14 protein-coding genes are annotated in these 13,160 nt (G+C 66.4%); 8 read left to right on the top strand and 6 right to left on the bottom strand.

Annotated features, from left to right (window positions below):
* Positions 1 to 5: 5 nt before the first annotated feature.
* Both EZ304_RS07855 and EZ304_RS07850 read right to left on the bottom strand, forming a co-directional pair.
* Positions 6 to 1,262: an NnrS family protein gene (locus EZ304_RS07855; RefSeq protein WP_142806736.1), complete on the bottom strand. Its 1,257-nt coding sequence runs from the start codon at positions 1,260 to 1,262 to the stop codon at positions 6 to 8.
* Between the two features lie 66 nt (positions 1,263 to 1,328).
* Entirely contained in the window at positions 1,329 to 2,387 is a 1,059-nt protein-coding gene (locus EZ304_RS07850) for an NAD(P)-dependent alcohol dehydrogenase (RefSeq protein WP_142806735.1), read from the bottom strand.
* A 107-nt stretch (positions 2,388 to 2,494) separates the two neighbouring features.
* Here EZ304_RS07850 and EZ304_RS07845 point away from each other — a divergent pair, with 107 nt between their 5' ends.
* On the top strand, positions 2,495 to 3,379 hold the full coding sequence (locus EZ304_RS07845) for a LysR family transcriptional regulator (RefSeq protein ID WP_099552028.1): 885 nt from the start codon (positions 2,495 to 2,497) through the stop codon (positions 3,377 to 3,379).
* 141 nt (positions 3,380 to 3,520) lie between these two features.
* On the opposite strand, the gene EZ304_RS07840 is transcribed toward EZ304_RS07845, so the two are convergent.
* Complete coding sequence (locus tag EZ304_RS07840; protein WP_142806734.1) at positions 3,521 to 4,555, bottom strand: hypothetical protein; 1,035 nt, start codon at positions 4,553 to 4,555, stop codon at positions 3,521 to 3,523.
* A gap of 132 nt (positions 4,556 to 4,687) precedes the next feature.
* Positions 4,688 to 5,350 (bottom strand): TetR/AcrR family transcriptional regulator, encoded by a 663-nt coding sequence (locus tag EZ304_RS07835; protein WP_142806733.1) that lies wholly within the window; start codon positions 5,348 to 5,350, stop codon positions 4,688 to 4,690.
* A 76-nt stretch (positions 5,351 to 5,426) separates the two neighbouring features.
* Between EZ304_RS07835 and EZ304_RS07830 the strand changes: the two genes are divergently transcribed.
* Positions 5,427 to 6,122 (top strand): DAPG hydrolase family protein, encoded by a 696-nt coding sequence (locus EZ304_RS07830; RefSeq protein WP_142806732.1) that lies wholly within the window; start codon positions 5,427 to 5,429, stop codon positions 6,120 to 6,122.
* A gap of 12 nt (positions 6,123 to 6,134) precedes the next feature.
* Here the strand turns inward: EZ304_RS07830 and EZ304_RS07825 are convergent, their stop codons facing one another.
* Both EZ304_RS07825 and EZ304_RS07820 read right to left on the bottom strand, forming a co-directional pair.
* Positions 6,135 to 6,551, bottom strand: coding sequence for a VOC family protein (locus EZ304_RS07825; protein ID WP_142806731.1), 417 nt, complete (start codon positions 6,549 to 6,551; stop codon positions 6,135 to 6,137).
* A 59-nt stretch (positions 6,552 to 6,610) separates the two neighbouring features.
* Entirely contained in the window at positions 6,611 to 7,714 is a 1,104-nt protein-coding gene (locus EZ304_RS07820; RefSeq protein WP_142806730.1) for an alkene reductase, read from the bottom strand.
* 128 nt (positions 7,715 to 7,842) lie between these two features.
* Here EZ304_RS07820 and EZ304_RS07815 point away from each other — a divergent pair, with 128 nt between their 5' ends.
* The 6 genes from EZ304_RS07815 to EZ304_RS07790 all read left to right on the top strand — a co-directional run bounded on the left by EZ304_RS07815 (position 7,843) and on the right by EZ304_RS07790 (position 13,157).
* Positions 7,843 to 8,748, top strand: a complete 906-nt coding sequence (locus EZ304_RS07815) for a LysR family transcriptional regulator (protein WP_142806729.1) — start codon at positions 7,843 to 7,845, stop codon at positions 8,746 to 8,748.
* A 70-nt stretch (positions 8,749 to 8,818) separates the two neighbouring features.
* Positions 8,819 to 9,094 carry a formaldehyde-responsive transcriptional repressor FrmR gene (gene frmR / locus EZ304_RS07810; protein WP_005411009.1) on the top strand — a complete coding sequence of 92 codons (276 nt, stop codon included), beginning with the start codon at positions 8,819 to 8,821 and terminating at the stop codon, positions 9,092 to 9,094.
* Positions 9,095 to 9,153: 59 nt separating this feature from the next.
* Positions 9,154 to 10,263 (top strand): S-(hydroxymethyl)glutathione dehydrogenase/class III alcohol dehydrogenase, encoded by a 1,110-nt coding sequence (locus EZ304_RS07805; protein ID WP_142806728.1) that lies wholly within the window; start codon positions 9,154 to 9,156, stop codon positions 10,261 to 10,263.
* Positions 10,264 to 10,271: 8 nt separating this feature from the next.
* Positions 10,272 to 10,631 carry a YqcC family protein gene (locus tag EZ304_RS07800; RefSeq protein WP_142806727.1) on the top strand — a complete coding sequence of 120 codons (360 nt, stop codon included), beginning with the start codon at positions 10,272 to 10,274 and terminating at the stop codon, positions 10,629 to 10,631.
* 63 nt (positions 10,632 to 10,694) lie between these two features.
* Positions 10,695 to 11,525, top strand: a complete 831-nt coding sequence (fghA, locus tag EZ304_RS07795; protein WP_142806726.1) for an S-formylglutathione hydrolase — start codon at positions 10,695 to 10,697, stop codon at positions 11,523 to 11,525.
* A gap of 186 nt (positions 11,526 to 11,711) precedes the next feature.
* On the top strand, positions 11,712 to 13,157 hold the full coding sequence (locus EZ304_RS07790) for a GGDEF domain-containing protein (RefSeq protein ID WP_142806725.1): 1,446 nt from the start codon (positions 11,712 to 11,714) through the stop codon (positions 13,155 to 13,157).
* Positions 13,158 to 13,160: the final 3 nt, after the last annotated feature.

Genomic DNA, 13,160 nt, shown 5'->3' with positions numbered 1-13,160 from the left:
TGATGTCAGCCCGGCTTGCCGTCGCGCCGAGGGCTCAGGTAGATCCAGCCCAGCCGCGCCACCCATGGGGCCAGTGCCAGCAGCCAACCGATGGCGGCGGCGAAATGCCATGCATAGGCATCGGGCATCAGCTCGGCGAGGATGCGCATGATCGCCACCGCCTGCAGCGCGACGAACGCGAACCAGGCCACTGCCGGCATCACCAGCGGCCGCCCGGAATGGCCCTGGGTGACCCGGGTCACCATCGCCACCAGCAGGCTGCCGAACAGGCCCACGGCGAGGGCATGCAGCGGCGCGCGGCCGAGCAGCTGCGGATGGCCGAACAGATGACCGATGTCCTGCAGCAGATACAGCGCGAAGCTGATCGGCAGCCACGCCAGCGCCAGGAACAGGGTGGCAAGCAGGCCAGGCATCGGCCCGCGCGGCCACCAGTGCCATAGCGCCTGCAACGAAAGCACCAGCAGCGGTGCATCGGCAAGCCACAGCGCGTTATCGATCTGCAACGCGCTCAACAGCAGGCGCAACATCAGCAGGGTCCACATCGCGGCCAGCCAGCGCAGCGGCCGCCACGCCACATAGCCGTCCACCACGTTGTTGGCGAAGAACGGGATCATCCGATGCGCGACGGTGAGGTAGACCGGCAGCAGCAGGCCGAAGGTGCCGAGTGCCACAGTGACCGGCATCAGCGTGGCGTGGCCGCGCACCACCGCCATGAACATCAGCAGCCCCAGCCAGCCCAGCAGCAGTGCCGCATAGCAGGCGCGCGCATGCCAGTTACGGTTGGGGCCGGCGGCCTGGAGCACGCGTCCCAGCACGATCAACCCGGCGCTCCAGCCGGCCATTGCCAGCAGCAGGCCAGGCCACAGCCCGGCTGTCCACCCGCAGGCGGCGGCAATCAGCAGCGCCTGCCCGCCAAACAGCCCGATACCGACCGGCGCATAACGGCTGCGTGGCAGCTCGGGTTGCCCCATCCAGCGCGGGAACACAGTGAGCAGGAAGCCGAAGATGAAACTGGGCAGCACCAGATACTGCATCAGCAGCGCGTGCAGCCAGGCCGGTGGCAGCGGCGGTGGCTGCGGTGTCCACAACCCGCGCAATGCGCCCAGCCACAAGGCCCACCACAGCATCGCCAGCAGCAGGTTGCTGGCACCGATGAAGAACAGCAGCCGGTGCGGCGCACGCATCAGCATCGAAGGGGAGGGCAGGCGGGCCATGCAGCGAGTCTGCGCCCCCGCGCTGGCCGCTTCCTTGACCTTCGTCATGCCCAGCGCACGACCAAAAAGAAACCCCGGCAGTGCCGGGGTTCTTCGTTCACCGCCGCCGATCGATCAGGCGGCGTTCTTCATCGTCGCCATGTCGATCACGAAGCGGTAGCGCACATCGTTCTTCGCCATGCGTTCCCAGGCTTCGTTGACGTTCTTGATGTCGATCATCTCGACGTCGCTGACGATGCCGTGCTCGGCACAGAAGTCCATCATTTCCTGGGTTTCGGCCATGCCGCCGATCGCCGAGCCGGTCAGGTGCTTGCGGCCGAAGATCACGCTGCCGCCGGTCAACGGCGGGTCCAGCTCGGTCAGCACGCCAACCAGGCACATGGTGGCCTCGCGCTTGAGCAGGCCCATGTACGGGTTGGTGTCATGGCCGACCGGGATGGTGTTGAGCAGGAAGTCGAAGCTGCCGGCGTGCGCCTTCATCTGCGCGGCATCGCGCGAGACCAGCACGTCATCGGCGCCCAGGCGCTTGGCGTCGGCACCCTTTTCCGGCGTGGTGGTGATCATCACCACGTGCGCGCCGAGCGCCTTGGCGAACTTCACGCCCATGTGGCCGAGGCCACCCAGGCCGATCACGCCGACCTTCTGGCCCGGGCCGACCTTCCAGTGGCGCAGCGGCGACCAGGTGGTGATGCCGGCGCACAGCAGCGGGGCGGCGGCCTTCAGGTCCAGCGTTTCGGACACCTTCACCACGAAGCGCTGTTCGACCACTACGTGGTCGGAATAGCCGCCGTAGGTCGGCGCACCGCTTTCGCGTTCACGGCCGTTGTAGGTCCAGGTCGCGCCTTCGGCGCAGTACTGCTCCAGGTCGTGCTCGCAGGCGTCGCAGTGGCGGCAGGAGTCGACCATGCAGCCCACGCCGGCGTGGTCGCCAACCTTGAAGCGGGTGACGTTGCTGCCGACCTCGGTCACGCGGCCGATGATCTCGTGGCCCGGCACCATCGGGTAGATCGAGCCACCCCAGTCGTCGCGGGCCTGGTGCAGGTCGGAGTGGCAGATGCCGCTGTAGAGGATCTCGATGCGCACATCGTCCGGGCCGACCGCGCGGCGTTCGAACTCGTACGGAATCAGCGGGTCGGTATGTGAATGGGCGGCGTAACCACGGGCGAGGGACATGGGGAATCCTTGGCAGGGTTTGTCGAAAGGCGCTTTACAATACGCCCCGTACCCAGCGGCAAAAAGCGCGGATATCGGCATGATTCATCAAGTGGAACTGCACAATCATGGCCACTGACAATCTTACCCACCTGGCCGCGTTCGCTGCGGTCGCCCGTCACCGCAGCTTCCGCCGTGCCGGCGCCGAGCTGGCACTGTCGACCTCGGCGGTGAGCTATGCGATCCGCGCGCTGGAAGAACGGTTGGGCGTGGGCCTGTTCCATCGCACCACCCGCAGCGTGGCCCTGACCGAGGCCGGGCAGCGCCTGCTGGAACGCCTGCAGCCCGCGCTGGGCCAGGTGCATGACGCGCTGGAGGAGATGAACCAGTTCCGCGCCGCGCCGGCGGGCCTGCTGCGCATCAATGCCACCCGTGCGGCGGTAGCGACACAGCTGGGACCACGGCTGGCGCGCTTCCTGCACACCCATCCCGACGTGCGGGTGGAGCTGACCGAGAACGACGGCCTGGTCGACATCGTCGCCGAGGGTTACGACGCCGGCGTGCGCCTGCACGAGTTCGTGCCCGAGGACATGGTGGCAGTGCCGATGGGACCGCCGCTGCGCGGGCTGATTGTCGGATCGCCGGACTACCTGCGCCGACGTCCGGCCCCGCAGCATCCGCGTGACCTGGCCATGCATGAGTGCATCCGCTTCCGCTTCGCCAGCGGGCATCTGTACAAGTGGCAGTTCGAGCGCGCTGGGCAGGCGCTGGAAATCGACGTGCCGGGGCGGCTGACGCTGGGTGAGCAGGGCACCGTGGTCGGCGCGGTGCTCGATGGCATCGGCCTGGCCTATGTGCTGGAAGATACGGCGCGGCCGTACATCGAATCCGGGCAGATGGTGGCGGTGCTGGAAGACTGGAGCGAACCGTTCGCCGGGTTTGCACTGTACTACCCGAAGCAGCGGCAGATGCCGGGCGCGCTGCGCGCGTTCGTGGATATGCTGCGCGAGTGAATTGCTGCGGGCGTGCCGACCAACGGTCGGCACCCACCGGGATGGCGTCCACCAGGACCAGACCAGTAGATCCACGCCATGCGTGGATGCCTCTCCAGGAATCTCCGCGCAATACGTGGGGGGCGATAAATACTCGGACTTCTACGACAGTTCAGAGGTCGCGGAGAGGCTGTCCACCATCTTCCGATACATTGCCGTGAGCTGGACGGTCTGGCGGCGGCTTACTTCTGTCTGAAGTCCTGTCAGAAGATAGTCCTTCCAGCGTGCGTCCAGCATCGTTGAGAAATGGCGGAACAGCCGCCATTCGTCATCTACGTTTGGTACCCCGCACTTCGACAGGTGGTTCACCACCGCGCTCAGATCGTCGTTGGGATGGCACCTGTCCGGTCTTCCAATTCCAGGATGTGCTGAGTTGCGATTGCAGAGAGCATGAAAGTAGATGTAGGTAAAATGGCGCACGGGCTCGCGGATATCCCAGCTCCACAGCTCGCCTTCAAAACAGTTCGCACGGATGTAGTCCATCACGGACATGCGCTGCTGATGTAGATTCTGGATTTCTGCGACGTGATCACAGGTATGTCGTTCGCTTGCGAAGCCTCTGAGAATGCACCAGTGGAGAAAGAAGGCGGTAGCCTGATCCCAATATTCCCACCTGTCTGAATTGGCATTCTGCTCTGGACGATCATTTCCAGCCGCAGCGTAACCTGGCAAGGAGTAGCGGTGCATCTGTGCAAGCTTGATCTGCCAGCGCCGAGGCGTGCTGGGGAGGGCAAGCACGCAGTCTGGACGAGTTGTGAGCATCGCGGCCGTTCTCTTGGGCATATCCTCGACAATGAGTTGAGGAGCCGCCTCAACCAAATCCTCAGCGAGGGAGGTCGGAGACAACTGCAAAGGCAGGTTGTCTACTGTTGCCGGATCAAACCAGATCGAGTCTACCCAGCAGACGAAGTGGCGGCCCGATTTCCGGGGTGGATAGTATTCGGGTGCGAGAACCTCGTGACTCCAGCTGATTTCCAGGCCCGTGGGGCGGTGAGACATCTCGCCAACAGAGTTGGAGTACGCGAAGGAGGTTGGTTTTGGTGCCTTCGCTCCGATGCGTTCGGCAATGGAAAGGACCGGATCGCTATCGATTCGTTGTCCCAGGAGATTGCAGAGTTCGGAAAAAAGAAATCGCATGTGACCGCGCCAAAGAGATCGACCACGGATAATCCCTGCAGTCTTTCCAGCAGGCCATACAAGAAATTGCAAAGAGCCCTGCGAGGCCGCTTCGCCTGAATGCGTGGCACACAGCTGCGGCTTACTGGTTGACTACGGCGCCTGCAACACCGGCCCCAACAACGCCATGCACTCACCCAGATGCACGTCCACCGGCGCATCCTCGGCCACCACACCGATCACGCGTTCGCGCAGTGGCTCGGCCACGGCCATCGCCAGCAGCAGCCGCGCCAGGCGCACCGGGTCTCCCTCGCGCAGCAGCCCGCGCTGTTGCTGGCGCGCCAGCCAGTCAGCCAGCAGCGCACGGCCGCGTTCGATGCCGTTGTCCAGATAGGCCTGCAGCAGCGCCTGCTTGCCGGGGAAATCGGTGGCCAGCAGCCGGAACACCTGCACGGCCTGCGCCGACAGCGCCTGTGCACACACCGCCTGCAGGATGTCCTGCAGCAACGGCAACACCTCATCGGCGTCGTGCGCATCGCGCTGCAGCTGCGGCGCGAAGCCGTCGGTCCACTCGCGCACCGCCAACCCGACCAGTTCCTCGCGGTTGCTGGCGTGGCGGTACACGGTCTTCTTCGCCACCCCGGCGTGCGCCGCCACCGCTTCGATGGTGGTGGCCTCGTAACCCTGCGCCAGCAGCAGCTCCAGCGTGGCCTGCAGCACGGCGTGGCGCACTTCGGCTTCCGGTCGCGCAGGGCGGCCGCGGCGGCGGGTTGGTGGAGGTGGCTCGGGCAGGGTGGTGCTGTTCATTGCGCCCATCTTAGCGCATCCGGACAATTGCGAAACGAATAGCGTTTCCGTATTGTCGGGTCTCCCGACACCGCAGGAGACCCCGATGGATACCGCTGTGAACGCCCGCGCCTGGCTGGACCACCACGATCTGCTCGACCCGGCACCGATGCGCCTGGAGACCGGTATCCAGCGCCGCGAAGACGGCACCCTGACGGTGGCGGTGCGCACCGATCTGCATGGCTGCAAGGGCCGCATGCTGGACTGGTGGTTCACCTTCTTCGAGACCACCCAGCACATCCGCTGGTGGCATCCGGTCGATCATGTCGAGCACCGCGGCTGGGACGCGGCCTGGCAGCGCGGACGCAGCTACCACGGTGCCAGCATCCATGCGGTGGAATCGCTGGCCGACATTCCGCCGGTGGCGGCGCGTCTGAAGTTCCATGACCCGCGCACGTTGCTGGTGCCCGAGCGCCTGCAGGCGGCACAGGATGCAGGCGATGTATCGGCGGTGATCGCCGCGCGCATCGGCTTCGGCGACCATGTCCGCCTGGATGCAAACGCTGATCCCTGCGACGGGCAGATGCTGCACGTGGCGCGTGATACGCCGTTTGGCTGTGTGCTGCGCAGCCGCTTCGTGCTCGGCCTGGACAGCGTCGATCCACGCTGCGATGCCGGCGATGCGGTCGGCCTGGGCCTGCTCAAGCATTGCTACACGGAGTTCAGTTTCCTCTCGCGCCTGCTGCCGTCGCTGTACTACGGCGAGCGCGCCAACGGCGAAGCGGTGCCGTTGCCGTGGTGAACGTGGCGCCGGTCATTCGACCAGCGCGTCGTAGCCTTCAGCGCTGAACTGGATCAGGCAGAAGCCGTGGCCGAACGGATCGGCCAGCACGGCGATGTGCCCCCAGCGACGCTCGCGCACGGACTGCTCGAGCGTCGCCCCGGCCGCAACCGCTCGTACCAGCGCCGCTTCGATGTCATTCACCACCCAGTCCAGGTGCAGCGGCGTCCAATGGCGCTCGTAGTCGCGCACGTCGCCGTCTTCGGTGGCGGCGCTGCCGGCCTCGTTCTGCAGCAGGTACAGCGGCGCTGGCCCACCGAGCAGTTCCACCGCGCCCGGGCCGAGACGGCGGCCGATGCGCAGGCCGAAGGCTCGGATGTAGAAGTCTTCGGCAACGGCGAGATCGGGGACATCGAGGTTGACGATGAACGCTGCGGTGGGCGTATCCATGGTCAGATCCGGTGGATGCGGGTGGGCAGTGTACGCCCGCATCGGCGCACGGCGTGGCTCTACTGTGCGCTCGGGTAATCGAGGTAGCCCGCCTCACCGCCACCGTAATAGGTGCTGCGGTCGGGCGTGGCCAGCGCGACGTCGCGCTGAAGGCGTTCGACCAGATCCGGGTTGGCGATGAACGGCTGGCCGAACGCGGCCAGGTCGATGGTGCCCGCGTCGACCAGCTGCTGGGCGCGTTCGCGGGTCATGCCACCGGCCAGGATCACGGTGCCACCGTAGGCCTGCTTGAACTGTTGCAGGAACGCCTCGCCCAGCGCCGGCTGCCCCGCCTGCTGGTTGTCATTGAGGTGCACGTAGGCCAGCCCGCGCTTGCCCAGTTCCTCGGCAAGGTACAGATAGGTGGCTTCGTTGCCGGAATAGAACGGCATGTCAAAGGTGAGGTTGTTCGGTGCCAGGCGCACGCCGATGCGATGCGCACCGATGCGTTCGGCCATGGCATCGACCGTCTCCAGGATCAGCCGCGCGCGATTGGGCAGCGAGCCGCCGTAGCGATCATCGCGTTCGTTGATGAGCGGGTTGAGGAACTGCTCGAACAGGTAGCCGTTGGCCGCATGCAGCTCGATGCCGTCGAAGCCGGCGCTGATCGCGTTGTCGGCGCCCCGTGCGAAGTCGGCAATGATGCCGGGGATCTCGTCGGTGGCCAGTGCACGTGCCGGGGTGGGATCGGCGTGGCCGCGGCTGCCGTCTTCCAGATAGACGAACGAGGTGTTCTTTGGTGCGCTGGCCACCGGGCGCGTGCCGGCGCTGACCGGTTGCCCACCATCGGGCTGCAGTGAGGCATGCGACATGCGGCCGACGTGCCAGAGCTGGGCAAAGATCGTGCCCTGAGCGGCATGCACCGCCTCGGTGACCAGTGTCCACCCGGCCACCTGCTCGGCCGACCAGATACCCGGCACGTCGATGTAACCCTGGCCCTGCGGCGAGACCGGGGTGCCTTCGCTGATGATCAGGCCGGCGCTGGCACGCTGCCGGTAGTACTGGGCGGTCAGTTCGTTGGCCACGACGCCGGGGTTGCGGGCGCGGGTCATCGGGGCCATCGCGATGCGGTTGCGCAGGGCGGTTCCTGACAGGTCGAACGGGCGGAAGAGGGCGGCAGTCATATCGGTCATCTCGGTGCGGGGGAGGCGCCAGCGGCGCGATGGACACAGGATGGTGTTGACATGCGAATGCATAAAGCGCTTCGATTTCCCATCGAGCGGGACTATTTGTCCCTAATGGAGCGTGAAAGATGTTGCCACTGGAATCCTTGAACGGCCTGGTGACCTTCGTTACCACGGCCCGCTCGGGCAGCTTCACCGAAGCCGCCGACGCACTGGGCATCTCGCGTTCGGCGGTGGGCAAGGCCATCGCGCGGTTGGAAACGCGGCTGGGTGTGCGCCTGTTCCACCGCACCACGCGGCGCATCGCGCTGACCAGCGACGGCGAGGCGTACTACGCCTCCTGCGCTGCGGCGCTGGAAGAGATTTCCGCGGCCGAGGCCTGTCTGGGGTCGGCCGGACTGCCCAGCGGGCGGCTGCGCATCGACATGCCGTCCTCGTTCGGGCGGCTGGTGGTGCTGCCGGTGCTGCTGCGGCTGTGCCGGCAGTACCCGGACCTGCAGTTGACGATGACCTTCACCGATCACTTCATCGATCCCGTTGAGGAAGGCATCGACCTGCTGATCCGCTTCGGTGGGCTGCACCAGGCCGAGCATCTGGTGGCACGCCGGCTGGGGCGCCAGCGGCTGGTCACCTGTGCATCGCCGGCGTACCTGCACGCACATGGCACCCCGCACACCGTTGAGGAACTGGCACAGCACCGCAGCATCGTCGGCTTCCGCCACGGCCAGCCGGTGGCGTGGCGGATCGGCAGCGATGATGCGGAAGGAACCTTCATTCCGAATGCGGCCTACCAGCTCAACGACGGTGACGCGGTGATCGACGCGGCCATCGCCGGGCTGGGCATCTGCCAGATGCCCATCTCACTGGTGCGCCGTCATCTGGAATCCGGCGCGCTGCAGTCGGTGCTGGACGCAGACATGCAGCGGCATATCGACATCCATGCGCTGTGGCCACCGACCCGCCACCTGCGGCCGAAGGTGCGCTATGTGGTGGATGAACTTGCGCGGCTGGCGGCTCAGGGCATGTTCGACTGATGCCCCGGGATTGAGCCCGGAAATCGGGTGTGTATACTATCCCCCAGTATAGTTCCGAGGTGGCTTCGCCATGCCGCACTCCCCCGAGGAGAAAAAGAAGGTCCTGGCCCGCGTGCGCCGCATCCGCGGCCAGTGCGATGCGCTGGACCGCGCGCTGGAAGCCGGTGCCGACTGCGGGCCGGTGCTGCAGCAGATCGCCGCCATCCGTGGCGCGGTCAACGGCCTGATGTCCGAGGTGATGGAAGCCCATCTGCGCGAGGAGTTCGGGCAACCCGCAGCCTCCGACGAACAACGCGCCGAACGCGTGCGCGACATGAGCGCGTTGATCCGCTCGTACCTGAAGTAAACGTTGGCGCAACGTTGCGCCGCGCATCCTGTTTCACTTGTTTTCCTGGAGAATCCACCATGAAGTCCCGTGCCGCCGTCGCCTTTGGTCCCGGCCAGTCGCTGCAGATCGTCGAGATCGACGTCGCCCCGCCGAAGAAGGGCGAGGTGCTGGTGAAGATCACCCATACCGGTGTCTGCCACACCGATGCGTTCACCCTGTCCGGCGATGATCCGGAAGGCCTGTTCCCGGTGGTGCTCGGCCATGAAGGCGCCGGCATCGTAGTGGAAGTGGGCGAGGGCGTGACCAGCGTGAAGCCGGGCGACCACGTGATTCCGCTGTACACCGCCGAATGCGGCGAGTGCCTGTTCTGCAAGAGCGGCAAGACCAACCTGTGCGTGTCGGTGCGCGCCACCCAGGGCAAGGGCGTGATGCCCGATGGCACCAGCCGCTTCAGCTACAACGGCGAGCCGCTGTACCACTACATGGGCTGCTCGACCTTCAGCGAGTACACCGTGGTGGCCGAGGTCTCACTGGCCAAGATCAATCCGGACGCGAACCCGGAGCACGTCTGCCTGCTCGGTTGCGGCGTCACCACCGGCATCGGCGCGGTACACAACACCGCCAAGGTGCAGGAAGGCGACAGCGTGGCCGTGTTCGGCCTGGGCGGCATCGGCCTGGCGGTGATCCAGGGCGCGCGTCAGGCCAAGGCCGGCCGCATCATCGCGGTGGACACCAATCCGTCCAAGTTCGAGCTGGCGCGCGAATTCGGTGCCACCGACTGCATCAACCCGAAGGACTACGACAAGCCGATCCAGCAGGTCATCGTCGAGATGACCACCTGGGGCGTGGACCACAGCTTCGAGTGCATCGGCAACGTCAACGTGATGCGCGCGGCGTTGGAATGCGCGCACCGTGGCTGGGGCCAGAGCGTGGTGATCGGCGTGGCCGGTTCGGGCCAGGAGATCTCCACCCGTCCGTTCCAGCTGGTGACCGGGCGCAAGTGGATGGGCACCGCCTTCGGTGGCGTGAAGGGTCGCAGCCAACTGCCGGGCATGGTGGAAGACGCGATGAAGGGCGACATCGAACTGGCCCCGTTCGTCACCCACACCATGGACCTGGACAAGATCAACGAAGCCTTCGACCTGATGCATGAAGGCAAGTCGATCCGTTCGGTGGTCCATTACTGAGCCACGTCGTGGGCTGGCTGGATGCCCTGCGCCGGCCGCGTGCGGAAGACCCGCGCGCGGCCCTGGTGGCCCCGATCGAGCAGGCGTTGCGTGCGCTGGGCTGGGTAGTGGGCGAGGTGGGGCCACCGCGTGCGGTGACCTCGGCCTTCGGCAGCGACGATGGCATGCCATTCGAGCAGTGGCTTGCGCAGGTATTCCTGCCGCGCCTCTACGAGGCGCGCGCGGTCGGGCAGTGGCCGCCGCGCAGCGATGTGGCCGTGGCGGCCTGGCGCAATCTTGATGGCCAGCCTGACGTCGAGTCGTTGCTGCGCCTGCTGGCGCAGCTGGATGAACGGATCAACAAAGGCATCCACGCCGCGCGTGGATAAGCCGACCAAGGTCGGCATCTACCAGAAGCACGCGTGCGCTGACGCGCCGCGCAGGAGAGCACCATGGAACGCATTGAACACCGCGCCTGTTCCGGCGGCTGGCAGGACGTCTACCGCCATCATTCCACCACGCTGGGCTGCGACATGCAGTTCGCCGTGTACCTGCCGCCGCAGGCGGAAACGCAGACGTTGCCGGTGCTGTACTGGCTGAGCGGCCTGACCTGCACCGAGCAGAATTTCATCACCAAGGCCGGTGCGCAGCGCTATGCGGCCGAGCACGGCGTGATCATCGTTGCGCCTGATACCAGCCCGCGCGGCGATGACGTGGCTGATGCCGAGGGCTATGACCTGGGCAAGGGGGCGGGGTTCTACCTCAATGCCACCCGTGCACCGTGGGCGAAGCACTACCGCATGCACGACTACGTGGCACAGGAGCTGCCGGCACTGATCGAGGCGCATTTCCCGGTCACCGATGCGCGTGGCATCAGCGGCCACTCGATGGGCGGCCATGGTGCGCTGGTGATCGCACTGCGCAACCCGGGGCGCTACCGCAGCGTGTCGGCGTTCTCACCGATCGTCGCGCCCAGCCATGTACCGTGGGGGCAGAAGGCGTTCCACGCGTATCTGGGGGACAACCCGGTCGACTGGGCGCAGTGGGATGCCTGCGCGCTGCTGACGACCGCCAGCGAGCGCCTGCCGCTGCTGGTCGACCAGGGTGATGCCGATGAATTCCTGCAGGCCCAGCTGCAACCCGAGCGCCTGCAGCAGGCCTGCGATGCCGCCAACCACCCGCTGACCCTGCGCCTGCAGCCGGGTTACGACCACAGCTACTATTTCATCGCCAGCTTCATCGGCGAGCACGTCGCGCACCACGCCCGCGCCCTGCACGGCTGAAGGCTTTCCGGTAGTGCCGGCCGCTGGCCGGCAACCTGCAGCCCTGTGATTCCCTGGGATTGCCGGCCAGCGGCCGGCGCTACCATGGCGGTGCACGCGGAGTGTCGTCTTGCAGCAGTGGATCACGCCGCTGTGGCGCGGGCGGGGCTATCGTGCGCCCATACGGCCTTGCTGATCGGGGGATGCATGCCGGTAGTGCTGGCGCTGCTGTATGTGCTGTGCCACGGCCTGGTCCTGGCCATGTGGCCGGGGCCCGTCGGTGCGGGTTCGTTCGTGTTCCTGACCGGCGCCCCGCTGCTGGCCGCTGCCGCCTGCCTGTGGCGGGCCCGCCGCGATGGCGCCGCGCTTGGGTGGCGCGCCACCGCGCTGGCCCTGCTGCTGTGGGGCGGAGGCATGGCCTTCAACATGGTCGATGCGCTGGGCGCGGGCCGTGCCGATGTCACGCCGCAGGTCAGTCTGTTCCTGTATGTGCTTTACGGTGTGCCGCTGGTGTTCATCCTGGCCCGCGCACGCCGCGAACGGCTGAGCATCAGCCTGATCGACGCGGCCATGGCCGCGCTGCTGGGTGTGCTGTTCTTCGTGCACGCGCAATCGTTCGCCGCCCGCATCGATGTTGATGACCACGCGATGGCCAACATGCAGCGCATGTTCGACATCCAGAACCTGTGCATTGCGGCGTTCGCTGTGGTGCGCTGGCTGGTCGGCGACGTTCCGGAGCGGCGCAACTTCTTCCGTGCGCTGGCGATGTACGCCGTCGTGTACCTGCTGGTGGCGTACTACATCAACCACTACACCGAGGAGCAGTCGTTCGGTGCCTACAACGACCTGCTGATCGATCTGCCGTTCCTGCTGCTGGCACTGCTGGCGCTGAGCCGGGCGCCTGCGCCGAGCTTCGTGCTGCATCCACGGCTGGCACGCACGGTGCAGGCGGCCGGCCCGATGATCCTGCCGCTGCTGCTGCTGGTGGTCGGGACGCTGGTGGTCGACCACGCGCGACCATTGGCGGTCACCGGCTTCGTGGTGGCAACGCTGGGCTTCGGCGTGCGCAGCATCCTGCTGCAGGTGGACCTGATGGAACGGCAGGCAGCGCTGGACCAGCTGGCACGGCAGGATGGCCTGACCGGCGTGGCCAACCGGCGCGAGTTCGATGCGCTGCTGCTGGCGGAATGGAACCGTGCGCGGCGCAGCGGCAGCGAGCTGGGCCTGCTGTTGCTGGACATCGACCATTTCAAGGTCTTCAACGACCGCCACGGACATCCGGCCGGGGACCGCTGCCTGCAGGCCGTGGCCACGGTCCTGAAGATCAGTGCCGGCCGCGCTGGTGACAGTGTCGCCCGCTATGGCGGCGAGGAATTCGCAGTGATCGTGCCTGGAAGCCCGCTGTCGGGTGTGCTGGCGCTGGCCGAGCGCCTGCGCGAGGCGGTGGCGGCGCTGCCACTGCCGGAAGGGTCGGTCAGTATCAGCATCGGCGTCGGCTACCTGCATCCGCCGGCGCTGGCCAGTGCCGATCAGTTGCTGGCGGATGCCGATGCCGGCCTGTATGCCGCCAAACGGGCTGGTCGCAACCAGGTGATCCTGCATGCACACGTGCTCGACGACGAAGGCAGTTCGCACGGCAGGATGGATTGCTGAGCG

The organism is Stenotrophomonas maltophilia, from assembly GCF_006974125.1.
Lineage (GTDB): Bacteria > Pseudomonadota > Gammaproteobacteria > Xanthomonadales > Xanthomonadaceae > Stenotrophomonas > Stenotrophomonas maltophilia_O.
This window is presented reverse-complemented; position numbering and strand designations above follow the sequence as displayed.